Source organism: Lutibaculum baratangense AMV1, assembly GCF_000496075.1.
Lineage (GTDB): Bacteria > Pseudomonadota > Alphaproteobacteria > Rhizobiales > Tepidamorphaceae > Lutibaculum > Lutibaculum baratangense.
Genome location: NZ_AWXZ01000016.1, coordinates 1 through 24,208 on the forward strand (window position 1 = coordinate 1; position 24,208 = coordinate 24,208).

At 69.9% G+C, this 24,208-nt stretch carries 20 protein-coding genes; 10 read left to right on the top strand and 10 right to left on the bottom strand.

The features are described 5' to 3' along the window. Positions 1 to 56 precede the first annotated feature (56 nt). Together N177_RS20475 and N177_RS04860 are read right to left on the bottom strand one after the other, a co-directional pair. Positions 57 to 1,520: a PRC-barrel domain-containing protein gene (locus N177_RS20475; protein WP_023431132.1), complete on the bottom strand. Its 1,464-nt coding sequence runs from the start codon at positions 1,518 to 1,520 to the stop codon at positions 57 to 59. A gap of 296 nt (positions 1,521 to 1,816) precedes the next feature. Continuing rightward, positions 1,817 to 2,011, bottom strand: a complete 195-nt coding sequence (locus N177_RS04860) for a DUF1674 domain-containing protein (RefSeq protein WP_023431133.1) — start codon at positions 2,009 to 2,011, stop codon at positions 1,817 to 1,819. Between the two features lie 91 nt (positions 2,012 to 2,102). On the opposite strand from N177_RS04860, the gene htpX reads away from it, so the two are divergent. The 5 genes from htpX to purH all read left to right on the top strand — a co-directional run bounded on the left by htpX (position 2,103) and on the right by purH (position 9,031). Beyond that, positions 2,103 to 3,053 (top strand): zinc metalloprotease HtpX, encoded by a 951-nt coding sequence (gene htpX / locus N177_RS04865; protein WP_040485196.1) that lies wholly within the window; start codon positions 2,103 to 2,105, stop codon positions 3,051 to 3,053. After that, positions 3,053 to 4,393, top strand: coding sequence for an RsmB/NOP family class I SAM-dependent RNA methyltransferase (locus tag N177_RS04870; RefSeq protein WP_023431135.1), 1,341 nt, complete (start codon positions 3,053 to 3,055; stop codon positions 4,391 to 4,393). The genes htpX and N177_RS04870 overlap by 1 nt, the downstream gene beginning before the upstream one ends. Before the next feature lie 132 nt (positions 4,394 to 4,525). After that, positions 4,526 to 5,371, top strand: coding sequence for an undecaprenyl-diphosphate phosphatase (locus N177_RS04875; RefSeq protein ID WP_023431136.1), 846 nt, complete (start codon positions 4,526 to 4,528; stop codon positions 5,369 to 5,371). 148 nt (positions 5,372 to 5,519) lie between these two features. Beyond that, positions 5,520 to 7,355 carry a heparinase II/III family protein gene (locus N177_RS04880; RefSeq protein ID WP_081718384.1) on the top strand — a complete coding sequence of 612 codons (1,836 nt, stop codon included), beginning with the start codon at positions 5,520 to 5,522 and terminating at the stop codon, positions 7,353 to 7,355. An 83-nt stretch (positions 7,356 to 7,438) separates the two neighbouring features. Beyond that, the gene (gene purH / locus N177_RS04885) at positions 7,439 to 9,031 is read left to right on the top strand and encodes a bifunctional phosphoribosylaminoimidazolecarboxamide formyltransferase/IMP cyclohydrolase (protein WP_023431138.1); all 1,593 of its coding nucleotides are present in this window, start codon (positions 7,439 to 7,441) and stop codon (positions 9,029 to 9,031) included. Positions 9,032 to 9,051: 20 nt separating this feature from the next. Here purH and N177_RS04890 read toward each other — a convergent pair whose 3' ends face one another. Next, on the bottom strand, positions 9,052 to 9,951 hold the full coding sequence (locus tag N177_RS04890; protein ID WP_040485182.1) for a histone deacetylase family protein: 900 nt from the start codon (positions 9,949 to 9,951) through the stop codon (positions 9,052 to 9,054). 358 nt (positions 9,952 to 10,309) lie between these two features. Here N177_RS04890 and N177_RS04895 point away from each other — a divergent pair, with 358 nt between their 5' ends. After that, positions 10,310 to 11,128, top strand: coding sequence for a lytic murein transglycosylase (locus tag N177_RS04895; protein WP_023431141.1), 819 nt, complete (start codon positions 10,310 to 10,312; stop codon positions 11,126 to 11,128). A 37-nt stretch (positions 11,129 to 11,165) separates the two neighbouring features. On the opposite strand, the gene N177_RS04900 is transcribed toward N177_RS04895, so the two are convergent. Then, complete coding sequence (locus N177_RS04900; RefSeq protein WP_040485198.1) at positions 11,166 to 12,221, bottom strand: quinone-dependent dihydroorotate dehydrogenase; 1,056 nt, start codon at positions 12,219 to 12,221, stop codon at positions 11,166 to 11,168. Then, positions 12,221 to 12,556: a DUF952 domain-containing protein gene (locus tag N177_RS04905; RefSeq protein WP_040485199.1), complete on the bottom strand. Its 336-nt coding sequence runs from the start codon at positions 12,554 to 12,556 to the stop codon at positions 12,221 to 12,223. Before N177_RS04905 ends, N177_RS04900 begins: the two co-directional genes overlap by 1 nt. 160 nt (positions 12,557 to 12,716) lie before the next feature. Here N177_RS04905 and N177_RS04910 point away from each other — a divergent pair, with 160 nt between their 5' ends. Together N177_RS04910 and N177_RS20480 are read left to right on the top strand one after the other, a co-directional pair. After that, positions 12,717 to 13,352, top strand: coding sequence for a S24 family peptidase (locus N177_RS04910; RefSeq protein ID WP_023431144.1), 636 nt, complete (start codon positions 12,717 to 12,719; stop codon positions 13,350 to 13,352). A 67-nt stretch (positions 13,353 to 13,419) separates the two neighbouring features. Continuing rightward, complete coding sequence (locus N177_RS20480) at positions 13,420 to 14,163, top strand: thermonuclease family protein (protein WP_152527843.1); 744 nt, start codon at positions 13,420 to 13,422, stop codon at positions 14,161 to 14,163. On the opposite strand, the gene N177_RS04920 is transcribed toward N177_RS20480, so the two are convergent. Both N177_RS04920 and N177_RS04925 read right to left on the bottom strand, forming a co-directional pair. Continuing rightward, a complete protein-coding gene (locus N177_RS04920) occupies positions 14,154 to 15,821 on the bottom strand; it encodes a lysine--tRNA ligase (protein ID WP_023431146.1) in 1,668 nt (555 codons plus the stop codon). The genes N177_RS20480 and N177_RS04920 overlap by 10 nt on opposite strands. A 144-nt stretch (positions 15,822 to 15,965) precedes the next feature. Next, positions 15,966 to 16,751, bottom strand: coding sequence for a transporter substrate-binding domain-containing protein (locus tag N177_RS04925; protein WP_040485183.1), 786 nt, complete (start codon positions 16,749 to 16,751; stop codon positions 15,966 to 15,968). A 155-nt stretch (positions 16,752 to 16,906) separates the two neighbouring features. Between N177_RS04925 and N177_RS04935 the strand changes: the two genes are divergently transcribed. Continuing rightward, on the top strand, positions 16,907 to 18,871 hold the full coding sequence (locus N177_RS04935; protein ID WP_081718373.1) for a glycosyltransferase: 1,965 nt from the start codon (positions 16,907 to 16,909) through the stop codon (positions 18,869 to 18,871). Here N177_RS04935 and N177_RS04940 read toward each other — a convergent pair. Next, complete coding sequence (locus N177_RS04940; RefSeq protein ID WP_040485185.1) at positions 18,797 to 19,780, bottom strand: zinc-dependent alcohol dehydrogenase family protein; 984 nt, start codon at positions 19,778 to 19,780, stop codon at positions 18,797 to 18,799. The two genes, N177_RS04935 and N177_RS04940, sit on opposite strands and share 75 nt — an antisense overlap. Before the next feature lie 194 nt (positions 19,781 to 19,974). Here N177_RS04940 and N177_RS04945 point away from each other — a divergent pair, with 194 nt between their 5' ends. Continuing rightward, the gene (locus N177_RS04945; protein ID WP_023431150.1) at positions 19,975 to 20,502 is read left to right on the top strand and encodes an Hsp20/alpha crystallin family protein; all 528 of its coding nucleotides are present in this window, start codon (positions 19,975 to 19,977) and stop codon (positions 20,500 to 20,502) included. On the opposite strand, the gene N177_RS04950 is transcribed toward N177_RS04945, so the two are convergent. Further along, a complete protein-coding gene (locus tag N177_RS04950; RefSeq protein WP_023431151.1) occupies positions 20,489 to 22,843 on the bottom strand; it encodes a xanthine dehydrogenase family protein molybdopterin-binding subunit in 2,355 nt (784 codons plus the stop codon). The genes N177_RS04945 and N177_RS04950 overlap by 14 nt on opposite strands. 152 nt (positions 22,844 to 22,995) lie before the next feature. Continuing rightward, the gene (locus N177_RS04955) at positions 22,996 to 24,075 is read right to left on the bottom strand and encodes a Bug family tripartite tricarboxylate transporter substrate binding protein (protein ID WP_023431152.1); all 1,080 of its coding nucleotides are present in this window, start codon (positions 24,073 to 24,075) and stop codon (positions 22,996 to 22,998) included. Positions 24,076 to 24,208: the final 133 nt, after the last annotated feature.

Genomic DNA, 24,208 nt, shown 5'->3' on the forward strand with positions numbered 1-24,208 from the left:
AGTCTGAAGGGCCGGCGGTAAAACCGCCGGCCCCTCGAGTCGCTATCGTCGCAGGCTTACTGCTGCTCGATCGACGTCACCTGGACCTGCTCGTCGCTCGCGAGCTCCTGGTCCGAGTTCCAGTCGTACTCGGGCATCGCCTCGATCTCCTCCTCGGTCATGCCGCGGAGCACGACCTCGTCGCCGCGCATGGAGATGCGGTCGAGCGGGATCGCCACCTGATCGCGGCCGATGCCGAGGAAGCCGCCGTGGCCGATGATCACGTAGCGCTCGGCGCCCTGCGTGACGACCTGCTCGATCTCGCCGAGATCCTCGCCCTGCATGTTGATCACATCGGCGCCGACCAGCGTCTCGACCCGGATCGGCTGCGCCGCACCCGTGGCGACCTCCTCACCGCTCGCGCGGAGCGAGGCGTACGGATCGTCCTGGCGCGTGGCCGCCTGCTGCTGACCCTGGTTCACCTGGGTCTGCTGCGTCGTTGCCTGCTGGTCGCGCGTCCGCTCCGTCTCGGCCGTGGCAGCCTGCTGCTCCGTGCCGGCCTGCCGGGTCTCGGCCTGCTGGCTGCGCTGGCGCGCCTCCTCCTGCTGGCGCTCACCGGCCTGACGCGTCTCGTCCGCGCTCATCTGCTCGTAGCGGACGTTCGGCTCGCCGGACTGGGTGTATTCGAGGTTCGCGCGATCCGGCGCGTCGAACTCGACCTGCGGCTCGCTGCGCTCGTAGCGCACGTTCGCCTGCTGGGCCCGCTCGATGTTCACGTCGGCCTCGCCGTCGCCGTCCTCCTGCATGCGGACGACCGGCTCACCCTGGCGGAGCTGAACCTGCGCCTGGTCCTGCTCGCCCTCGCGCAGCTGAACCTCCGGCTCCTGCATCTCGACGCGGACCTGCGGACGCGGCTGCTCGACGCTGATGCGCGGCTGCGCCTGGCTCACCTCGACCTGCGGCTGCGACGTCTCGACGTCCACTTCCGGCGAAGGCATGCGGACGATGATCTCGGGCTGCGGCTGGTCGATGCGGATCGTCGGCTCCGGCATCGAGAAGCGCACGGTCGGCTGCGCCTGGCGCACGATGATCTCGGGCTGCGGCTGCGTGACGTTCACCCGGGGATCGGGCTGGCTCACGGTCACCTCGGGCTCCGGCTGGTCGACCGTCACGCGCGGCTCCGGCGTCGTCACGATGATGTTGCCGTCGGCGTCGACCATGCGGCCCTCATCGTCGCGCTCGAAGTCCGCGGTCGCCTGCTGGAACTCGTTGCGGCACTCCTCGTCGTTGCCGCGCGCCGCGATCTCCTCGGCCTCGTCCGCGCTCAGGTCGACGCTCTCGCCATGGGTCTCGGCGAAGCGCACGAGGACGCCGCAAGGATCGTTGGCGAGCTGCTGCTCGAGCTGCGCGTTCCCGGCCTGGCCGGTCTGCGCCTGCGTGGCCTGGTTCTGGCTTTGCCCGGTCTGCGTCTGCGCGATGGCCACCGGGGCGAGCGCCGTGCTGCCGACAAGCGCCGCCGCGAAGATGGTCTTGTAGGTCATGTTGCTCTCTCCTGTTGATGTTTCGTCCAGCTTCGAAGGCCCTGTCACCGGGGTGGCGAGCTGGCTTGGGGCAGGAAAGAGTTACCCCCCGACGCTGTTCCTCACTTATTTCCGATTTCGGCCACAATCCTCTTCCTGACGGCGCAGAATACAGGCTAGGCAAGGGATTTCGCGTCCTTGGTCGGATTCCTTACATTCCGCCGGCCTTCATCTTCTTGCAGACGAGGATCTTCTTGAGCTACGTGGCGTCCGCCGCCCTCCGCCCCTCGCATCGAGGCGGAGAGCCCCCGGCGGCCTCAGAAGTCGCTGAGGATGCCCTTCTTCTCCCAGTCGCCGTACCGCGTCGGCTCCGGACCGGACCGCCCGTTCACCTCCTTCGGACGCTCCTCGGGCCGTTCTCGGGCCCGCCGCTCCTCGGCTTCGGCGAGCGCGCGCCGGGCGGCTTCGGCGCGCCACCGGCGCACGGCTTCGGGCTCTTTCGATTCGCTCATTCCGGCAACTCCCTTCGGATTCTTGTAGATGCGGGGCGCGTGCCCAACATATACGCGCGGACGAGACCGATTGGAGAGGCTCACGGACATCATGGCCGGTTACGCGAGAACCGCGATCCTGCTCGCGGGTATGACAGCGCTCTTCATGGGCGTCGGCTACCTCATCGGCGGCACGGGCGGCATGATGATCGCCTTCGTCGTGGCGCTCGGCATGAACGCCTTCAGCTACTGGAACTCCGACAAGATCGTGCTGTCGATGCACGGCGCGCGCGAGGTCGATGCGCGCTCGGCGCCAGAACTGTATGGAATGGTGGCCGAGCTCGCCCGCAACGCGGAGCTGCCGATGCCGAAGGTCTACGTGATCGACAACCCACAGCCGAACGCCTTTGCGACCGGCCGCAACCCCGAGAACGCCGCCGTCGCGGCGACGACCGGCATCCTGCAGTCGCTGAGCTACGAGGAGCTCGCCGGCGTGATGGCCCACGAGCTCGCGCACGTGAAGCACCGCGACACGCTGATCATGACGATCACCGCGACGATCGCCGGCGCGATCTCGATGCTCGCGAACTTCGCGCTGTTCTTCGGCGGCAACCGCAACAACCCCCTCGGCCTCGTCGGCACGATCCTGATCGCGATCCTCGCGCCCATCGCGGCGATGATCGTGCAGATGGCGATCAGCCGCTCGCGCGAGTACGAGGCCGACCGCATCGGCGCCGAGATCTGCCGCAACCCGATGTGGCTCGCCTCAGCCCTCGCGAAGATCGCCGCCGGCGCCCAGCGCATCCCGAACTGGTCGGCCGAGCGCAATCCGGCGACGGCGCACCTGTTCATCATCAATCCCCTCTCCGGCCGCGGCGCCGACAGCCTGTTCTCCACGCACCCGGCGACCGAGAGCCGCATCGCGAAGCTGCGCGAGATGGCGGCTGGCCAGCCGGGCGGCGGGACGGGCGGCTCGTGGTCGCCCCGTGACGCCGAGCCGGCGCGGCAGGGGCCCTGGGCCGGCACCGCGCAGGGTGCCACGCGACGGGGGCCCTGGGGCTGATGGCTGCACCTGCACCGATGACGAAGGCCGATGCCGGCAACGCCGAGCGCGGCACGGGCGAAAGCGGCCTCGCCGCGCGCCGCGCCGCGCTCCACCTCGTGCTCCAGGCGCTGAGCGACCGCGCTCCGGAGGATCCGGACGCCGTGGCGCTTCCGGCCGGCCTCGAGCCGCGCGACCGCGCCTTCGTGAAGAACCTCTCGACCCAGACGGTCCGCCGCCTCGGCCAGATCCGCGCCGCGTTGAAGCGCTTCATGGACCGCCCCCCGCACCGCGGCAGCCGGCTCGAGGCGCTGCTCGCGATCGGCGCCTGCCAGATCCTGTTCCTCGAGACGCCCGCCCACGCGGCAGTCGACTCCTCCGTCCGCCTTTCGGCCCTCAGCCGCGACACCGCGCGCTGCAAGGGCCTCATCAACGCCGTGCTGCGGCGTCTTTCGGACAATCGCGAGGCGCTGCTCTCCGAGATCGGCGAGGCCGTGAACACGCCGTCCTGGCTGCGCGAGCGCTGGGCGCGCGCCTATGGCGAGGAGACCGCCGCCGCCATCACGGCGGCCCATATGGTCGAGCCGCCGCTCGACCTGACGGTCAAGGCCGATCCCGCGTCCTGGGCGGAACGCCTCGGCGGCGCGGTGACCGCCACCGGCTCCGTGCGGCTCGCCCGGGCCGGCGACGTGACGGCGCTGCCGGGCTTCGAAGACGGCGCCTGGTGGGTGCAGGACACGGCCGCCGCCCTTCCCGCCCGCCTCCTGGGCGACGTCCGAGGCAAGCGCGTGGCGGATCTCTGCGCCGCGCCGGGCGGCAAGACGGCGCAGCTCGTGACCGCCGGCGCGCTGTTGACGGCGGTCGACCGCGAGGAGGATCGCATGGCCCGCCTGCGCGAGAACCTCGCCCGGTTGTCGCTCCAGGCCGAGACCGTCGTCGCCGACATCCTCGACTACCGGCCGGCGGAGCCCTTCGACGCCGTGCTTCTCGACGCCCCCTGCACCGCCACCGGCACGATCCGCCGCCATCCAGACGTGCCTTGGCAGCGGCGCCCGGCGGACGTGGCGCAGCTCGCCTCGCTTCAGTCTGCCCTCCTGAAGCACGCCTCCTCCCTCGTCCGTCCCGGCGGCACGATCGTCTTCGCCACCTGCTCGCTCGAGCCCGAGGAGGGCGAGGAGCAGGTCGCCGGCGCTCTGGCCCGGGGCGACGCCGAGCGGATGCCGCTCGTGCCGGGCGAGTTCGGCATCTCCGCCGACTGCCTGACGCCGCAGGGCGACCTGCGCACCCTTCCCTGCCGGTCGCCGGGCGTCGAGGGCGGCATGGACGGCTTCTTCGCCACGCGGTTGCGGCGGCTGGCCTGACCTTCGGGACGACAAGGATCCGTTAACCATCCCGAAAGGCCGGTGGGAGGAGAACGGTGAGCCTTCCGCGTGCCGGCCATGGGCCGGCGGGCGGGGGCAGCTCTCTCGCAGGCCCGCCGCAGGTGCCAGACCATGGTCATCGTCTACATCGTCTTTCTCGCGATCGTTCAGGGCGTCACCGAGTTCCTGCCGATCAGCTCCTCCGCGCATCTCATCCTGGGGCGCGACCTGATGAACGCGCTCGGCGTCGCCGAGTGGACGGCGAGCCCCGCCGACGAGCTGGCCTTCGACGTCGCGCTGCACATCGGCTCGCTCGGCGCCGTCGTCGTCTATTTCTGGCGGGATGTCGTCGACATGGCCCATGGCGCGCTCGACGGCATCCGCGGCCGCTTCGGCGAGCGCTTCCACTTCCTGCTTCTCCTCGTCATCGCGACGATCCCGATCATGGTGGTCGGCCTCCTCGCGAAGGACCTCGTCACCGAGCTCCTGCGCTCGACCCAGATCATCGCCTGGACGACGATCCTCTTCGGCATCCTTCTCTGGGTCGCCGACCGGCAGGTCGTCACGGTGACGAGCGCGCACCGCCTCCTCGTGCGCGACGCCGTCATCGTCGGCCTCCTGCAGTGCCTCGCCCTGATCCCCGGCGTCAGCCGCTCCGGCATCTGCATGACGACGGGGCGGGCGCTCGGCATGGACAGGCCGCTCTCGGCGCGCTTCGCGACGCTTCTCTCGCTGCCGACGATCCTCGGCGCGGGCCTGCTCGCGACGCTCGACCTCTACAGGAGCGGCGACACGAGGCTCACCGTCGAGGCGATCCTGGGCGGCCTCGTCGCCTTCGTCGCCGCCTATGTCGCGATCAAGCTGATGATGAGCTGGCTGCGCCGCGCGGACTATCTCCCCTTCGTGATGTACCGCATCGCGCTCGGCCTCCTGCTCCTCGTCCTCATCTACGGGTTCGGCTGGCAGCCCGCCGCGTGAGGCGAAGTCCCGGAACGGGAACGGACGAAAGCCGGGCTTCGTCCAACCGCCTGATCCGTTTACCATTCCTTTGCCCCTGCCCGGTTAAGACTCGGGAAACCAAACCGCGAATCGCGCTTCAGGGAGGGGCCGGCGGCGCTTGGCGATCATGGCAAGATCTGCCCTTCAGGACCGGCTCAGGCTCGGCGCGCTCGTCGCCGGCCAGGAATTTCGTGCCGTGCTCGGCACGATCTATGCGAGCCCGTTCTATCGCTGGCGCTTCTCGGGCGGCGCGGCCGAGCGGCTCATCGTCGCGCCGCAGGACCTGCGGACGGCCGACCCCACCGTGGCCGAGGAGATCTACTCCGGCCGCTTCCCCCTCGCAGGGAGGGTGGGAGAGACGCAGGGCCGCTCCCCCTTCTCCGCCGAGCCGCCGAGCCTCGAATGGGCGCGGGAGCTGCACGGCTTCGGCTGGCTTCGTCATCTCCGCGCCGCCGACACCGAGCTCGCCCGCAGCCAGGCCCGCGCGCTCGTCTCCGACTGGATCGCCGAGTTCGGGCGCTACCACCGGATCGCGTGGGAGCCGGAGGTCGTCGCGAGACGGCTGATCGCCTGGTTCAGCCACTCTCCGCTCATCCTTTCGGGCGCCGACCGCACGCTCTACCGCCGCTTCATGCGCTCGCTGGCGAGGCAGGCGCGCTACCTCTACCGCGCCGGCTCGGAGACGCGTGCCGGCGCACCGCGGGTCACCGCGGCGATCGCCCTCTGCCACGCCGGCCTGTGCATGTCCGGGCGTGGGCGCCTCCTGAAGCGCGCGACGCGCTGGCTGACGGAGGAGCTCGAGGCGCAGATCCTGCCGGACGGCGGCCATGTCAGCCGCAACCCGCGCATCCTGATCGAGCTCCTCGTCGACCTCCTGCCGCTGCGCCAGACCTTCTCGGCGCGCGACACGCAGCCGCCGCAGGTGCTGATCTCGACGATCGACCGGATGATGCCGATGTTGCGCTTCTTCCGGCACGCCGACGGCGCCCTCGCGCAGTTCAACGGCATGGGGGCGACCCCGGCCGACCTCCTGGCGACGCTCCTGGCCTATGACGAGGCGCTCGGCGCGCCGGTCTCCAACGCCGCCTTCTCCGGCTATCAGCGCATCCAGGCGCGCGGATCCGTCGTGATCGTCGACACGGGCAAGCCGCCCCCGCCCGTCGTCAGCGGCGAGGCGACCGCGAGCTGCCTCGCCTTCGAGTTCTCGAGCGGAGGCTGCCGGCTCATCGTCAATTGCGGCAGCCCGCTCCACGCCGAGCCCGGCTGGAAGCGTGTCGCGCGCTCCACCGCCGCCCACTCCACCGTCACGATCAACGACACCTCGAGCGCCCGCTTCGCCTCCGGCCGCTTCCTCACGCGCCGCCTCGGCCCGCTCGTGCTCGCGGGCCCCCGCGACGTGCCCGTCGAGCGCACGGAGGACGAGGAGCAGACGGTTCGCGCGAGCCATGACGGCTATCTCGGCACCTTCGGGATCGTCCATGAACGCCGCCTCACGCTCGACGCGATGGGCTCCTCGATCGACGGCGAGGAGGTCTTCCACCAGGCCGGCCGCCGGCACCGCGGCGAGGATGCCTTCGCCGTCCGCTTCCATCTCCACCCGAACGTGCGCGCGAGCCAGACGCGCGACGGCGAGAGCATCATACTGATGACGCCGAAGGGCGACGCCTGGGAGTTCACCTCCCCCGACGTCGCACCGCGGCTGGAGGAGAGCATCTTCCTCGGCGGGTTCGACCTGCCGCGCCGCGCCGAGCAGATCGTGCTCCACGGAAGCTGCGCCGCGATGCCGAAGGTCTCGTGGCGCCTCGAGCGGGCCCATGCCTCCAAGCGCCCGCCGCGTCCGGCGCCGGCACCGGAGCTGCCGCTCGCCGAGCCCCAGACGGAAGCACCTCCCCCGCCGCCACCGCCCACCTTCGATCGCGACGTGCCGGGCGACGTGCCCCTCGACGAGCGGAGCGAGGACTGAAGCCGTAGAGAGCCGGCAGCGTGACCGCCGCGGCGCAACATGCTAAGGCCCGCGGCATCGTCACCACAGCCGGACCGTCCCCGATGACAGACCAGATCCTGCCCGTCAGGCGCGCGCTCGTTTCCGTCTCCGACAAGGCCGGGCTCGAGGCGCTCGTGGCCGCCCTCGCCGAGCAGGGCGTCGAGATCGTGTCCACCGGGGGCACCGCCAAGGCGATCGCGGCGAGCGGCGCGAAGGTGATCGACGTCGCGGAGGTCACCGGCTTCCCGGAGATGCTCGACGGTCGCGTGAAGACGCTGAACCCGCGCATCCATGGCGGGCTCCTCGCCGACCGCTCGAAGCCCGAGCACATGGCGACGCTGGAAGAGCACGGCATCCAGCCGATCGACCTCCTTGTCTCGAACCTCTACCCCTTCGAGAAGACGATCGCGGCGGGCGCGGACTTCGCGACCGGTATCGAGAACATCGACATCGGCGGCCCCGCCATGACGCGGGCGGCGGCGAAGAACATGGATTCCGTCGCCGTCGTCGTCGATCCCGAAGACTACGGCGAGGTGATCGACGCGCTGCGGGCGAATGGCGGCGGCCTGCCGCTCTCGCTCCGCCGGCGCCTCGGGGCGAAGGCCTTCGCCCGCACCGCCGCCTACGACGCCGCGATCGCGGCCTGGCTCGCCCGCCAGACGGGGGAGGACGCCGCCACGACGCGGGTCTTCGTCGGCACGAGCAGCGGCTCCCTGCGCTATGGCGAGAACCCTCACCAGTTCGCCGGCTTCTACAAGGGCGGCCCCGGGCGCGAGGGTGTCGGCACGGCGCGGCAGCTCCAGGGCAAGGCGCTCTCATACAACAACCTCCTCGACACGGATGCGGCCTTCGAGGCCGTCGCCGAGTTCCCGGCCGAGGAGAGTGCGGCGGTCGTCATCGTGAAGCACGCCAACCCTTGCGGCGTCGCGCTCGGCGACACGCTCGTCGAGGCCTATCGGGGCGCGCTGCGCACCGACCCGGTCTCCGCCTATGGCGGCATCGTCGCGACGAACCGTCCGCTCGACGCGGAGGCGGCGCTTGCGATCACCGAGATCTTCACCGAGGTCATCATCGCGCCCGGCGCGAGCGAGGAGGCGGCGGAAATCGTCGCGGCGAAGCCGAGCCTCCGGCTCCTCGTGACGGGCGGCCTGCCGGATCCGGCGGAGCCCGGCCTCGCCGTCCGCAGCGTCGCCGGCGGGTATCTCGTGCAGTCGCGCGACAACGGCCGCATCACGGCGCAGGACCTGCAGGTCGTGACGAAGCGCGCGCCGACGGACGAGGAGCTGCGCGACCTCCTCTTCGCCTGGCGCGTCGCCAAGCACGTGAAGTCGAACGCGATCGTCTACGCGCGGGCCGGCGCCACGGCCGGCATCGGCGCGGGGCAGATGAGCCGGGTCGACTCGGCGCACATCGCCGCCCGGAAGGCCGCCGACGCCGCCGTTTCGGCCGGGCTCGACGCCGCGCTGACGAAGGGCTCGGTCGTCGCCTCGGACGCCTTCTTCCCCTTCGCCGACGGCCTCCTGACCGCGATCGAGGCGGGCGCGACGGCCGTCATCCAGCCCGGCGGCTCGATGCGCGACGATCAGGTGATCGCAGCGGCCGACGAGCACGGCATCGCCATGGTCTTCACGGGCATGCGCCACTTCCGGCACTGAGCGCCGAGGGGGAGCCTGCCTCAGCCGAGCGCCGCCGCCCGGTGCAGCCCCGCGTGGCGGCGCGCGAGCGCATCGAGATCGGTCGAATAGCCGCCGCCGATGACCCCGGCGAGCGGGATATCGCGCTCCCGGACCAGTCCGACGACGCGCCGGTCCCGCTCCGCGAGCCCCTCGTCCGTGAGCGACAGCCGGCCGAGCCGGTCCTCGCGGTGGGGATCGACGCCCGCATTGTAGAACACGATGTCGGGCGCCACGCGGTCGAGAAGCTGCGGCAGGATCTCGGCCAGCGCCTCGAGATAGGCTTCGTCCCCCGTGCCGTCGGGCAGGCCGACGTCGAGATCGCCCGGCACCTTGAGCGCGGGATAGTTCCGCTCGGCATGGATCGAGAAGGTGAAGACGCTGTCGTCGCCGGAGAAGATCTCGGCCGTGCCGTCCCCCTGGTGGACGTCGCAGTCGATGACGAGCACCTGCCCGACCGATCCGTCCGAGACGAGGAGCCGGGCGGCCACCGCGACGTCGTTGAAGACGCAGAAGCCGGCGCCGCCGGCCTTTCGGGCATGGTGGCTCCCGCCGGCGGTCGTGCAGGCGATCCCTTCCTCCAGCGCGATGCGCGCCGCGACGACGGTCGCCCCGACGGAGAGGCGCGAGCGCCGCATGACCGTCGCCTCGACGGGAAAGCCGATCTCGCGCTGCCGCTCCCGCGGCACGGCGAGGCCGAGCACGGCGTCGACATAGGCGCGGTCGTGGACGAGGGCGAGCCATTCGGCGGGTGCCTCGCCCGGCCGCACGAACCCTTCCGGCCCGACCACGCCCTCCTCGACCAGCACCTCCGCCAGCCTGAGATATTTGTGCATCGGGAACCGGTGTCCGGCCGGGAGCTGGGCGACGATCGCGTCGTGGTGGACGACTTTCGGCTTCATGTGAGGAACTTCAGGTAGGGCCATCATGTGGCGGATCGGCCGAAAAGGTCGGAATGCCGGGCAGATCGACCGCGGAAAGCGGCTCTCGGATTCATGTACCGGCTGCAGGTGGACGCTGCATGTTGCGTCCGGACACAAGTGGTTGATTTCGCGACCCTGTCGCCGCCGGAGATGGCTTTGGGCTTCATGTTGACCGTTCACCTTGCCGGCCAGCGAGCGCCGCGTGGCCCGTTCCTGTCGTCGCCCGTGCCGCGACGCCTCGCCCGTTAATCGATAACGCGGGTGTCAGATGTCCCACTGGCCGAATGCCGCCATACTCCCAGATAAGCGTGCAGCAGTCCTGATACGGAGACCCGCGATGCGGAAGACCACTTTCGGAGCCTCGATCCTCGCCCTCTGCCTGTTTTTCGGCGTGAGCACGGCTCAAGCCGCGCAGTGCGGCGACGGCCCTGGCGGATTCTCGACATGGCTCTCGCAGTTCAAGCAGGAGGCTGTGGCTCGCGGCATCAGCCCCCGCGCGGTCTCGGCGGCCCTCGACGGGGTGACCTACAATCCGACGGTGATCAAGCTCGACCGTGGCCAGAAGTCGTTCAGGCTGTCCTTCGAGGAGTTCTACGCCAAGCGCGTGTCGAACGCGATGATCAACCAGGGCCGCAAGCACATCCAGAACCACGGCCAGATGCTGGGCAGGATCGAGCAGCGCACCGGCGTGCCACCCGAGATCATCATGGCGATCTGGGGCCTCGAGACCGGTTACGGCCGCGACAGCGGCAACATGTCGATCTTCCGCTCGCTCGCGACACTTGCCTATGACTGCCGCCGCTCCGACTTCTTCACGAACGAGCTGATCCACGCCCTGATGATCGTCGATCGTGGCGACATGCAGCCGAGCCGGATGATCGGCGCCTGGGCCGGCGAGATCGGGCAGACGCAGTTCCTGGCCTCGTCCTACATCAAGTTCGCCGTCGACGGCGACGGCGACGGCCGGCGCGACCTCATCCGCTCGGTGCCGGACGTGCTCTGGTCGACCGCCAGCTATCTCCAGGCCTATGGCTGGCAGCCGGGTGCCGGCTGGGAGCCCGGCACGCACAATTACGAGGTCCTGCGCAAGTGGAACAAGGCCTCGGTCTACGTGCAGACGATCTCCGTGATGGCGCAGAAGATGCGCCAGGGATGAGGCCGGAAAGGGCGAGGCCCGCGGGCCCGCCCGCCGCTCACGCAGCGGTTCCGACCGCCGCCGCGACGCTCGAGAAGCCGTCGCGGCGCAGGCAGCGCACGAGGTCGCGGCAGATCCTCCGCGGCAGGTCGTAGCCCTCGTAGACGAGGCCGGTGTAGAGCTGCACGAGGCTCGCGCCCGCCCGGATCTTCTCGTAGGCCGCCGCGCCCGAGTCGACACCGCCGACGCCGATCAGCGGCAGGTCGGGCAGGCGGCGGTGCATGCGCGCCAGCACCTCCGTCGACAGGCGGAACAGCGGCCTTCCGGAAAGCCCGCCGGCCTCCGCGGCATGCGCGCTCGCCAGGTTCTGCCGTTCCAATGTCGTGTTCGACACGATCAACCCGTCGATCGCGTGCCTGCTCACCACCTCGGCGATGCCGTCGCATGCCGCCTGGTCGAGGTCGGGGGCGATCTTCAGGAGGAGCGGAACCCGCCGCTCCACCACCTCCCGCGCCTGATCCCGGGCCGCCACGCAGCGGCCGAGCAGATCATCGAGCGCCGCCTCGTGCTGAAGGTCGCGGAGGCCCGGCGTGTTCGGCGAGGAGATGTTGATGGTCAGGTACGACGCGACCGGCGCGAAGACGGCGATGCCGGCGGCATAGTCGGCGGCCTTGTCCGCCGTGTCCTTGTTCGCCCCGATGTTCACGCCGACGATGCCCTTGCGCTGCCGCGTCTCCAACCTTCGGAGCGCGGCCTCGTGGCCCTCGTTGTTGAACCCGAGGCGGTTGATCACCGCCCCGTCCTCGACGAGCCGGAACATGCGCGGCCTCGGGTTGCCGGCCTGCGGGCGCGGCGTGAGGGTGCCGACCTCGACGAAGCCGAAGCCGAGATCGAGAACGGCCCCCGGCACCTCGGCATTCTTGTCGAAGCCGGCCGCCATGCCGATCGGGTTCGGGAAATCGAGGTCCCAGAGCGTCACGCGCAGACGTGGATCGGCCGGCTCGGGATGCGTCCTGACGGCGCCCGAGCGCAGCGCCCGGATCGCGAGGCCGTGCGCCTGCTCCGGGTCGAGGCGGAACAGCAATGGTCGCGCCAGCCCGTAAAGCCCGGAGATCACGCCTCCTCCGCCGCTTCGCCGTCGTCCGGAGCGGTGATCGGCTCCACGGAGAAGACGGCAGCCAGCGGAAGCGACCCGTAGTGGTGCGGGAACATCTCGCCGCGTCGCGACGGTTCCCACCTCAGGCTCGGCAGCGCGTCGGCATCGAACCCGATGAGGACGAGGTCCTTCCGCCCGGCGAAGTGCTTCTCGAGCGTTCCTTCCACCTGGTCCGCGTTCGACAGGTGCACGAAGCCGTCACGTTCGTCGTCGGGGTTGCCGTCGAACTCGCCCCGCTCTTCCGCCGTCCGCCATTCGTCGGCACTGCAGATCTTGTAGACGATATATGGCACGAGGGATGAGAACTCCGCTGCCTCGGACGCGCCGAAGCTACTGCGCAGGCGGGCGCGCTTCAAGAAGTTGTCACGCAGCACCGGGTGGACAGTGGCGCGGCGCGGGGATAATTCCTAGATAAAGAAAAAATTCACTCCCCTACCCCCCAAGGAGCGGCCCATGCTGTCGCACCGGCAGATATGGCAGGCGATCGACGCCCTCGCGCATCGCCATGCCCTCACCCCGTCGGGTCTCGCGAAGCGGGCCGGGCTCGACCCCACCACCTTCAACAAGTCCAAGCGCCAGACGGCCGACGGCCGGCTGCGCTGGCCGAACACGGAAAGCATCTCGAAGATCCTCGCCGCGACCGGCACATCGATCGAAGACTTCATGGCCTTCACCCGGGACGTCGCCGGCGATCTGGCGCCGCCTCGACCGGTGCCGCTCATCGGCCTCGCCCAGGCGGGCCATGGCGGCTTCTTCGACGACGGCGGCTTCCCCGTCGGCTCCGGCTGGGACGAGGTCGAGTTCCCGGCGGTCTCCGACGCGCATGCCTATGCGCTCGAGGTGAGCGGCGACTCCATGCTTCCTCTCTACCGCGACGGCGACGTGGTGATCGTGTCGCCGGCCGCGAGCGTCCGGCGCGGCGACCGGGTGATCGTCAAGACGCGGGAGGGCGAGGTGATGGCGAAGATCCTCGCGCGACGGAGTGCCCGCGTGGTGGAACTGCACTCGATCAACCCGGCCCACGAGCACCGCATACTTCCGCTCTCGGACGTGGAGTGGATCGCGCGTATCATCTGGGCGAGCCAGTAGCGGCCCCGGAACGTTCGGGCCGCCAGGGGGTTATGGCGCCGAGGGAGAGTGGGGAGGTCCGGCGAACGTGCTCCGAACGATGGTGCTAGCGGTGCTTCTGGCGGCGATGTTCCTCGCCGGCTACCGTGTCGCGACCTTCTACGAGGAGGCGGGAGAGCCCGCGAGGGTCTCGACCACCTCGACGGCGCCTGCCGAGGAGGCCGCAGAACCGGCTGACGGCGCGCCCGAAACGGATGCCGCCCCCGTGAGGGAGCGCCGGGCGTTCCGTGACGTCACGTCCGGGGCCGTCTTCTCCGGGCCAATCACCGCCCCGCGCGTCGAGATCACGCCGGAGCCCGGCGCGCCGCCTCGCGCCAAAGCCGATGAGGACGGTGCCGCCACGGGCGAGGATTCGGAAGGCGAGACCGCCGAGCGCTTCTTCCGCGTGATCGTCGAGGACGCCGGCACGCTGGTCGCGGGCGATCGCACGATCCGCCTCGCGCGCATCGACGCACCCGCCGCGGACGCGACCTGCACCGACGAAACGGGCGCGGAGTGGCCCTGCGGCCGCGCGGCGAAGGGTGCGCTCGCCTTGTTCCTGCGCGGCCGGGCGGTCGACTGCGAGCGGATCGCGGGCGACGCTGGCGCCTTCACGGCGGACTGCCGCTCCGGCGACGACGACCTGGCGGAGTGGCTCGTCGCCCGTGGCTGGGCGAAGCCCGCCACGGACGCCTATGGCGGGCTGTCGGAGACGGCCGAACGGGAACGACTGGGCCTATATCAGGCCCGCTGGCGGCCGGGAGGAGAGACGGCCGCCGCCGGTCAGGACTGAGTGGCGGCAAGCTCGCCGGCCAGGGCCCGCCTGATCAGCTCGCGGGTGTTTTCGATCCCGTAGAGGGCGACGAACGAGCCGAAACGCGGCCCCCGGCTCTGGCCCAGGAGCACCTCGTACAGCATGTTGAACCATGCGCCCGAGACGCCGGGTCCACCGTCCGGGCCCTTCTTCTTCTGGTCCTGATACCGCTCGATCGGCCGGGCCACGTCGAGCATCGCGTCCTGGATATGGGCGGCGTCCGCCCCCTCCGGCAGGCGCGCGAGCGCCTCGTCGAGCCCGAGCAGCGCCTCGCGCTCGACCTCGTCGGGCGCGCGGTAGGTCTTCGTCGGCGCGACGTGATCCTCGTAGTAGCGGATGGCGTAGCCGACCTCGGCGTCGAGATGCGGGTGGCTCTGCGGCGTCACGCCCGGGGCATAGCGGCCGATGAAGCCCCAGAGCACGTCGCGTGTGTGCGCGTTCGAGGCCGAGACGAGGTTCAGGAGCAGCGCGAACGACACCGGCATCTCGATCTCCGGCGGATTGCCGGAGTGGATGTGCCAGACGGGGTTCGAGAGGCGCTGCTTCTCGTCCTGCCTGTCATAGCCCGACAGGAGCTGGAAATACTCGTCCACGTGGCGAGGGATGACGTCCCAGTGCAGCTTCTTCGCCTCGCGCGGCCGCTGGTACATGAAGAGGGCGAGGCTTTCCTGGCTCGCATAGCGCAGCCACTCCTCGATCGTCAGGCCGTTGCCCTTCGACTTCGAGATCTTCTCGCCGTTCTCGTCGAGAAAGAGCTCGTAGTTGAAGCCGTCGGGCGGCATGCCTCCGAGAACGCGGCAGATCTTCGACGACGTCTTCATGTTGTCGATGTGGTCCTTGCCGCTCATCTCGTAGTCGACGCCGAGCGCCGCCCAGCGCAGGGCCCAGTCGGGCTTCCACTGCGCCTTCGCGTGGCCGCCCGTCACCGGCGTCTCGAAGCGGCTGCCGGTGTCGGGATCCGTCCACACGATCGTGCCTGCCCGCGGATGCACCTCCTCGACCGGGACCTGCATGACGACGCCCGTCTCGGGGTGGACGGGCAGGAACGGCGAATAGGTCTTCTGCCGCTCCTCCCGCAGCGTCGGCAGCATGATCGCCATCACGTCGTCGTAGCGCTCGAGCATCACGAGGAGCTTCTCGTCGAGCAGCCCGCGCGCGTAGTACTCGGTGGCCGACGCGAACTCGTAGTCGAAGCCGAATGCGTCGAGGAACGAGCGCAGCATGGCGTTGTTGTGGTGGCCGAAGCTCTCATGGGTCCCGAAGGGGTCCGGCACCTTCGTCAGCGGCTTGCCGAGATGCCGGGCCAGGAGGTCGCGGTTCGGCACGTTCTCTGGCACCTTCCGCATGCCGTCCATGTCGTCGGAGAACGACAGGAGGCGCGAGGGATACCTGCCTTCGGTGAGCACGTCGAACGCATGGCGCACCATGGTGGTGCGGGCCACTTCGCCGAACGTGCCGATATGGGGAAGGCCGCTCGGCCCGTAGCCCGTCTCGAAGAGCACCGGGTCCGTCTTGCCCGATTTCTCGATCCTCGCGGCGAGCTTCCTTGCCTCCTCGAAGGGCCAGGCCCGGCAATCCTCTGCGAGTTCGCGAAATCGTGCGCCGGTCTCGGCGGCGCGGGCGAGCGTCGTGCTCATCTGTCTGTCACCACTGGTGGTACGGGGTCTTGCGGGACGTCGACACGTTCCGTGCGCCATCACCTGCGCACGCGGCATCCTCCCGGAGAGGAACTAAGCGCCTTGGACGTGCATGGCAAGCGCCGCGCCGGCGTGGACCCTCGCTCAGTAGAAGCTGATCGGGAAGTGGCGGCGGTAGATCTCCTCGTACTCGCCGCTGCGGTGAACGCGCGCGAGAGCGAAATCGAGCGCGCGCAGGAGCGTGCGCCCCTCGGGCGCCACCGCTATTGCGAGCCCCTCGCCGAAGTAGCGGCTCTCGGTGAAGGGGCCGCCGACGAAGCGGCAGCAATCGCCGGACACCGCGCCGTTGAGCCACAGCGAGAGGTTGATCCCGTCCCCGAAGACCAGGTCGACCTTTTCGCCACGCAGGGCCTCGCGCGCCTCCTCGGCCGTCTCGAACGGGGCGATGCCGGCCTCCGGGAAGAGGTCGCGGAGATAGGCCTCATGAGCCGTCCTGGCGACGACGCCGACGCTGCGGCCCGCCAGCGTCTCGGGCGTGGCATCGCGAAGCTCGGTGCCGCGGCGCGCGACGAAGCGGGCGGGACGGGCCAGAAAGCGGTTCGTGAAGATGAACCGGTCGGCCGGCGCCCGGTCGATCGCCATCGTGGAGATGATCGCGTCGCCGAGCCCCCGCTCGATGCCCTGAAGAAGCACGTCCCAGCGCATCGGCTGCAAGGTGCACTGCACGGGGATTTCTTCGCAGAGGGCCCGCGTCAGATCAACGAGGAAGCCGGTCGGATTTCCATCGGCACCGATGAAGCTGAACGGCGGGTTATCCGCCTCCGTCAGAAAGCGGATACGCCTGATCTCGGACAGGTTCGGCTTCTCGTAACGATGCGAGCTGTCCCAATAGTTGGGGACGCCGGTTCCTGCGGGCACGTCTTGTGCCATTGCCGGTTGCAGCCACGGCACGAACCCAAGGCTGCAGCCGATACCCAGAAGTACAAGCGACACAAGAACGACACTACTGAACCGATAGACTCGCATCAAACCAGCTTCCGGGTCATGATCTTCCCGAAGACAACCGACGGGCTGGACGGGACCGCATGGGGGCGGAGACTGGACGGGGTGTACTCGGACGCGGCTCGGAAGATCTTCCGGCGGAGCTCGCCTTCCTGAGCGGAGACCTTGGTGACACGCTGCTGCTGGCGGTTGCGCGGCGGGCACGGGCGCGTCGAACCAGTCCCCAGCTCGAGCTGATCGCCTCCGGCCACATCGACGCGAACCGCTATGCCCGCCGCCTGAGCGACCATCTCAGCGGAACTTTCCAGACTAGACTCCATCCCGACCCGATCGCTCGAAACCTCATGCGGCGGCGGGCACCTCGCGAGGCCGCCGCAATCGGCCTCATGCTCCTCCGCTCGGGGCCGGACGGTACAGCTTTCGCCGTGAACGCGGAAAGCGAAAATCTCGCCCGCGTCCTCCATACGCTCGCGACCCGGCCATTCGTCGGGCGCAGCATCGTCGTCGTCACCGCCCGCACCTATGCAGACGCCATTCTCCGCACGGACGAAGAGCGCATCCTGGCGCAGGCCTGCGACGGTCTCGCCCAGAGCCGGCCCGAGCTTTCGGCACGCGGAGGGCTGGCGGGTTGGCAGCGGACGGCGCTCCTGCTGGTGCCGCTGGCGCTGGCCGCCGGACTGATCGTCAGCCCGATCGCGACCGCCTCGATCTCACTCGGGCTCGCCGCGCTGTTCTTCTCCTCGCTCGTCCTGTTTCGCCTGACCGCGGGGCTCTCCACCTTCGGCCGCGAGGCGCCCGCGCTGCCGGATGCGGCCCTCCCGATATACACCGTGCTCGTGCCCCTCTACCGGGAGGCGCGCGTCGTCGAGCGGCTGATCGTCGCCCTGTCCCGCCTCGACTATCCACGCGCGAAGCTCGACATCAAGATCCTCGTCGAGCGCGACGATGCCGAGACGCGCGCCGAGATCGGCCGGCAGGCCCTGCCGGACCATTTCGAGATCGTCGTGGTGCCGCCGGCCGAGCCGAGGACGAAGCCGAAGGCCCTGAATTTCGGCCTGACCCTGCGGCGCGGGAGCCTCGTGTGCATCTTCGACGCCGAGGACGCGCCGGATCCCGGCCAGTTGCGGCTCGCAGCCGCGACATTCGCGGCGCATCCGGAGATCACCTGCCTGCAGGCGCGTCTCACAATGTTCAACTGGCGGGACAACTGGCTCAGCCGGCAGTTCGCGCTCGAATACGCCGTGCTGTTCGAGCTCATTCTGCCCTATCTCGACCGGCTCGCCCTGCCGCTCCCGCTCGGCGGCACGTCCAACCATTTCCAGGCGGAGATCCTCGAGCGACTCGGGGGCTGGGACGCCTACAACGTCACGGAGGACGCCGATCTCGGCATCCGGCTCGCCCGTGGCGGCCACCGCTGCGCCACGATCGCCTCGACGACGTGGGAGGAGGCGCCGGTCACGCTCGAGCAGTGGATCCCGCAGCGCACGCGCTGGCTGAAGGGCTGGATGCAGACCTATGTCGTGCACATGCGCCATCCCGTCCGGCTCCTGCGCGAGCTCGGCCTGAAGCGCTTCCTCGCGTTCCAGCTCGTGATCGCCGGGCCCGGCCTCTCGGCCGTCGTTCATCCGGCATCGCTGGCGGTGGTCCTGCTCTACACGCTGCGCGGCGATCTCCTGCTCGGCGGCGAGGACTGGGCGGACGTCGCCTTCCGCTGGATCGCGGGGGGCAATCTCTTCGCGGCGTATATCGCCTCCTTCATCCTGGCGGCGATCGCGCTGCGCCGCCGGCCGATGGGGGAGATGACGCTCGAGATCGTCACGATGCCGTTCTACTGGCTCCTCGTCTCCGCGGCGGCGCTGCGCGCGCTCGTGCAGTTCTTCCGCGCCCCGTTCAGGTGGGAGAAGACGGAGCACGGACGCGACCGGAGCGACGGTCGCCTCGCACTTCCAGCCGAGGCTCCGGCGGTCGGTGGGCTAGGGCACGAGCACGGCGGCACCGGTCAGTTCGCCCCGCCGCAGCCGGTCGAGGGCGAGGTTCGCCTCGGCTAGCGGGAAGACCTCGGTCGTTACGCGGACCGGCACCTGGGGCGCCAGCGCGAGGAACGCCTCGGCGTCCGCACGGGTGAGGTTCGCGACGGAGCGCAGGACACGCTCCTCCCAGAGGAGGCGGTATGGGAAGGCGGGGATGTCGCTCATGTGGATGCCGCCGCAGACGACCGTGCCGCCCTTCCTGACGGCGGCGAGGGCCCGAGGAACGAGCGCACCGACGGGCGCGAAGACGAGGGCCGCGTCGAGCGCATCCGGCGGCGGCTCGTCGGATCCCCCGGCCCACTCGGCCCCCAGGTCCCGCGCGAAATCCTGGGCAGCAGTGTCGCCCGGGCTCGCGAACGCATAGAACCGCCGCCCCTGGTGCCGGACGACCTGCGCCACGAGATGCGCCGCCGCGCCGAAGCCGTAGATGCCGATCCTCTCGCCCTCGCCCGCCATGCCGAGCGTGCGGTATCCGATGAGACCGGCGCAGAGGAGCGGTGCCGCCTCGACGTCCGAATAGGCGTCCGGCAAGGCGAAGGCGTAGCGCGCATCGGCCACCGCATGGGTCGCGTATCCGCCGTTCAGCGTGTAGCCGGTGAAGCCCGGCGCGTCGCAGAGATTCTCGCGGCCCGCGCGACAATACGGGCATGCACCGCAGGTGTGGCCGAGCCACGGGATGCCGACGCGGTCGCCGGGCCGGAATGCGCCCGCCCGCTCGCCGAGCGCCACGACCCGTCCGACGATCTCGTGGCCGGGCACGACCGGGTACGGGATGTCGGCCAAGTCGCCGTCGACGACGTGCAGGTCCGTGCGGCACACGCCGCAGGCAAGAACCTCCACAAGGATCTGATGGGGCTGCGGATCCGGGGTCGGCATCTCCCGTTCGCGTAGAAGCCCGCCCGCACGTTCCAGAACCATCGCCCGCATTCCGGCACTCCAGATGCTGCTCCTTCGCTGGTGAAGACTAGCCACAAGCGCAACGAACGCCTTGCGATGCCGCAATCGACTGGATCAACCGCAGAGGAATGGGCGCCTGCGATCTTTGCGGATTCTCAATGTGAGGCTCTCGCGTGCGGTGCATGCTCGCGCCGGTCAATCGGTTCGAAGCCAGGGAGGCAGACATGACCGAGCCCGCCATCTCCACCCCCTCTACCGGAACCTCCGAAAAAGCGCCGGCCGAAAGCCGCGCCGCCGATCCCTTCGCCGCGCTGCGGCGTCGCATGGAGCGTCTCGTCGACGACTTCCAGACCGGGTTCCCCGCCCTCGGCCGCGACATCTGGGCGAGCGACCTCGCGGCGCCCGTGCGCGAGTGGGTCGGCGGAAACTGGGGCGCGATGGACGTCACCGAGACGGACCAGGCCTACCGCGTCGCCGTCGAGCTGCCGGGATGCGAGGAGAAGGACATCGATGTCTCCGCCGCGAACGGCATGGTGAGCATCAAGGCCGAGAAGAAGCAGGAGAAGGCCGACGAGAAGGCGCATGTGACCGAGCGCCACTACGGCTCCTACCAGCGCAGCTTCCGTCTGCCCGAGGGTGTCGACCGGGAGAAGATCGAGGCGAGCTACAGGAACGGCGTCCTCGAGATCACCCTTCCGAAGACCGAGCAGGCGAAACAGGACGCCCGCAAGATCGAGATCAGGTCGTCCTGAAGGACCCGCGACGGTGCGGCGGGCCGAGACCCTCCGCTCCCTCAGACGTCGCCGCGCGAGCCTCGATCGCCCGCCACACGCGCTCGGGCGTGGCGGGCATGTCGAGATGGCGGACGCCGAACTCGGCGAGGGCGTTGCAGACGGCGTTGATGACGGCTGGCAGCGCACCCACCACGCCGGCCTCGCCCACCCCTTTCACGCCGAGAGGGTTGTTCGCCGTCGGAACCGGGTGCGACCCGACCGAGAACGAGGGAAAGTCCGCGGCCCTCGGCATGGCGTAGTCCTGGAAGGACGCCGTCACGAGCTGGCCCGTGCGCGGCTCGTAGACGACGTGCTCCATGAGCGCCTGCCCCGCCCCTTGCGCGATCCCGCCATGGATCTGGCCGTCGACGAGCGTGTGGTTGAGCACCGTGCCGACATCGTCGACGACGGTGTAGCGGACGATCTCCGTCTCGCCCGTCTCGGGGTCGATCTCCACCTCGCAGACGTGGCAGCCGTTCGGGAAGGCCGCCCCACTGGCAGAGGAGAAATCCTCCGCCCGAAGGTCGGCGCCGGTCGCCGCCAGCTCCGCGAAACCGACCGCACGATCGGTGCCGGTGATCTTCGCACGCCCGTCGAGGATCTCGATGTCGTGTGGTCCCGCTTCGAGCATGTCGGCCGCCGTCAGCCGCAGCTTCTCCGCGAAGGCATCCGCCGCACGCGACAGGGCGGTGCCGGCCGCAGCGGTCGTGCGCGAACCGAACGTGCCCGTCCCGCGTGACACCTCGGCGGTGTCCCCGCGCACAAAGCGGATCGCGGCGGGCGCAATGCCCAGACGCTCCGAGAGCAGCCCGCCGAAGGTCGTGGCGTGGCCCTGGCCCGTGTCGCCCGATCCGAGTTCGACGACGAGCGCCCCGTCGGGGGCGAGGCCGACCGCCGCGAACTCCGGGTTCGGGTTCGCCGCCGGCCCGCCCGCGATCTCTATCGGGTTCGAGAGGCCGATGCCTCGGAGCCTTCCCCGCTCGGCCGATGCCGCCCGCCGCGCCGCGAAGCCCGCCCAGTCGGCCGCTTGGAGCGCCTCCTCCATGACGGCTGGAAAGTCGCCGCAGTCATAGGTGAAGACGAGCGGCGTGCGGTAGGGCATCTGCTCCGGCCGCACCAGGTTCCGGCGCCGGATCTCGGCCGCGTCGATGCCCATCTCGAGCGCGGCCAGATCGGCCATCCGCTCGACCACGTAGGTCGCCTCCGGCCGGCCCGCGCCGCGATAGGGCGCCATGCCCTGCGTGTTCGTGAAGACGCCGTCGACCGTCACCGAGATCGCGCGGAAGTCGTAGACGCCCGCCACGCCGCCTATGTTGGCGGTCATCGGGTGGGTGCCCATCGTGCCGAGATAGGCGCCGAGATTGGCCTTCGACCGCACGTCGAGCGCGGAGAAGCGACCATCGGGATCGAGCGCCAGCGCCGCCTCGACGACCTGCTCGCGCGAGTGGCTGTCTGCCATGAAGGACTCGTTGCGCTGCTCGCTCCAGCGGACCGGGCGCCCCGTCAGCCGGGCCGCCAGCAGCACGAGCGCATATTCGGGGTACGGGCCGTTCTTCATGCCGAAGGAGCCGCCGGTATCCTCCGCCACCACGCGCAGCCGATCCGGTGCGACCCCCAGCACAGGTGCGAGCCCCTCGCCCAGGCGATGCGGCGACTGGGTGCCGAGCCGCAGCGTGTAGCGCTCGCCATCCGGATCGTAGAGGCCGATGGCGCTGCGAGGCTCGATCGGCGCCGCCGTCACGCGCGTCACGACCAAGCGCTGCCGAACCACGTGGGCAGCTTCGGCGAAGAGCCGCTCGACCTCCGCCCGGTCCCCCTTCTCCAGGCGGAAGGCCACGTTCCCCGGACAATCCGGCCACACCGGCGGCGCCGCCTCCTCGGTCGCGGCCTCGGGATCGACCAGCGCGTCCTCCTCCTCGACGTCGAGAAGAACGAGCTCGGCCGCGGCCTCGGCCTGCGTAAGGGTTTCCGCGACGACCGCGGCGACCGGGTCGCCGACATAGCGCACACGATCGCGCGTGAGGACGGGATACGGCGGCACGTACATCTCGCCGCCGCCGGGGGCCGGATAGCGGATGCGCGGCGCGAAATGGCCGAACGCCTCGGGCAGGTCGTCCGGCGTGAGCACCGCCAGCACGCCGCGCGCCTGCCGGGCCTCCGCGACGTCGAGGCCGACGATCCTCCCGCATGCCCAGGCCGACCGCACCACCACGAGAGCGAGTTCGTCGTCGAGCCGCCGATCGCCGGTGTAGCGCCCCATGCCGCGCAAGAGCGGCTCGTCCTCGAGACGTGTCTCCGGGCGTGCGGCGGGGAGCGACATGCAATTCATCTCCTGAAGCTGCGGCGGGCCGACGATCCGTCTACCGCGGGCGCCCGGCTGGCAAACTCTGTGGGGAAGGAGGAGAACAAACGAAGGATGCACCGGCAGGGCCGGTGCATCCACATTCTAGATGAAACGCCCGACAGCCGCGATCAGTCGCCGCTGCCCTCGCCGGGATTCTGCGTCTCCTCGGCGTCGGAGGCGTCCATGGCGCTGCGCGTCGCCTCGATCAGCTCCGGCGAGGCAGACACGATCTCCTCGTTGATCGTCTCGACCTCCTCGCCGGTGGCAGGGATGATGATGGCGCCGCGCCGCTCGGCGTCTTCCAGGAAGGCCGGATCCGTCACCATCTCCTGGAACGCTTCGCGCAGTGCCGCGATGACGTTCTCCGGCGTGCCGGGAACGGCCATCATCGGGCGGCCGATCGGCGCGGCCGACGAGGCGAAGCGAAGGATCCTCTGCGCCTCCTCGTCGTCCGTCAGCTCCTGAAGCAGGGGAACCTCGGGGATGTCGGGATCGCGCTCGAGGCCCGCCTGCATGATGATGCGCAGGTCGCCGGAATCCATATCCGCCTGATCATTGGCCGCGAAGGAGGCCCAGTTCTGCGAGAACATGTCGACTTCGCCGCGGATCGTGGCGAGCTTGGAGGCGGCGGAGCCCTTGTAGCCGCAGATCAGGCGCAGATCGTAGCCCAGCAGGTTCTTCAGAAGAGCCGGCATCTGGGCGCTGCGCGCGGCCTTGCCGGTGCACGCCACGACGACCTGAGTGTCCTTCATCTCCTCGGCGGAGTCGATGGGGGCGGTCGGGCCGATCGCGAAGGCCGAGTTGGCCGGGGCGAAACGGCCGATATAGCGGAACTTCGCCGCGTCCCAGTCCGCCTGCTCCGGCGTGAGAAGCTGGATGTGGGCGAGCGTGTCGGGAAGGATCGCGACGGTGAGACCGTCCGGCTCCGTGTTGTTGTGGAAGTACGCGGCCGCCCGCCGCCCTCCACCACCCGGCATGTGCTGCACGATCACGTTCGGCTCGCCCGGCAGGAACTGGCCGAAATGCGCCGCGGCGAGCTGGGCGTACAGGTCGTATGAACCGCCCGGCGGATGGCCGATCAGAATGGTCAGCGTGTTGCCGGAATAGAGGTCTTCGACGCTCTGATCCTGCGCCACGCCCGGCGACGCGGCTGTCAGCGCCGCCGCCGTCATCGCGGCGCCGGCGAGAATGGACTTCCAGGCCCTCATGTCATTCTTCCCCTTGTGGTGCTTCGCGGCTCTGTTGCGGCCGCTGTCTCCCACGCGCGCCGGCGACCTCGCGGCCCACGTTGTCAAACATACTGTCATACATTAATACATTATTCAAACGACGACGACGCAG

Coding starts and splice junctions, on each gene's coding strand:
- N177_RS20475 (WP_023431132.1), bottom strand. CDS start 1,520: ATGACCTACAAGACCATCTTCGCGGCGGCGCTTGTCGGCAGCACGGCG.
- N177_RS04860 (WP_023431133.1), bottom strand. CDS start 2,011: ATGAGCGAATCGAAAGAGCCCGAAGCCGTGCGCCGGTGGCGCGCCGAA.
- htpX (WP_040485196.1), top strand. CDS start 2,103: ATGGCCGGTTACGCGAGAACCGCGATCCTGCTCGCGGGTATGACAGCG.
- N177_RS04870 (WP_023431135.1), top strand. CDS start 3,053: ATGGCTGCACCTGCACCGATGACGAAGGCCGATGCCGGCAACGCCGAG.
- N177_RS04875 (WP_023431136.1), top strand. CDS start 4,526: ATGGTCATCGTCTACATCGTCTTTCTCGCGATCGTTCAGGGCGTCACC.
- N177_RS04880 (WP_081718384.1), top strand. CDS start 5,520: ATGGCAAGATCTGCCCTTCAGGACCGGCTCAGGCTCGGCGCGCTCGTC.
- purH (WP_023431138.1), top strand. CDS start 7,439: ATGACAGACCAGATCCTGCCCGTCAGGCGCGCGCTCGTTTCCGTCTCC.
- N177_RS04890 (WP_040485182.1), bottom strand. CDS start 9,951: ATGAAGCCGAAAGTCGTCCACCACGACGCGATCGTCGCCCAGCTCCCG.
- N177_RS04895 (WP_023431141.1), top strand. CDS start 10,310: ATGCGGAAGACCACTTTCGGAGCCTCGATCCTCGCCCTCTGCCTGTTT.
- N177_RS04910 (WP_023431144.1), top strand. CDS start 12,717: ATGCTGTCGCACCGGCAGATATGGCAGGCGATCGACGCCCTCGCGCAT.
- N177_RS04920 (WP_023431146.1), bottom strand. CDS start 15,821: ATGAGCACGACGCTCGCCCGCGCCGCCGAGACCGGCGCACGATTTCGC.
- N177_RS04925 (WP_040485183.1), bottom strand. CDS start 16,751: ATGGCACAAGACGTGCCCGCAGGAACCGGCGTCCCCAACTATTGGGAC.
- N177_RS04935 (WP_081718373.1), top strand. CDS start 16,907: ATGGGGGCGGAGACTGGACGGGGTGTACTCGGACGCGGCTCGGAAGAT.
- N177_RS04940 (WP_040485185.1), bottom strand. CDS start 19,780: ATGCGGGCGATGGTTCTGGAACGTGCGGGCGGGCTTCTACGCGAACGG.
- N177_RS04945 (WP_023431150.1), top strand. CDS start 19,975: ATGACCGAGCCCGCCATCTCCACCCCCTCTACCGGAACCTCCGAAAAA.
- N177_RS04950 (WP_023431151.1), bottom strand. CDS start 22,843: ATGTCGCTCCCCGCCGCACGCCCGGAGACACGTCTCGAGGACGAGCCG.
- N177_RS04955 (WP_023431152.1), bottom strand. CDS start 24,075: ATGAGGGCCTGGAAGTCCATTCTCGCCGGCGCCGCGATGACGGCGGCG.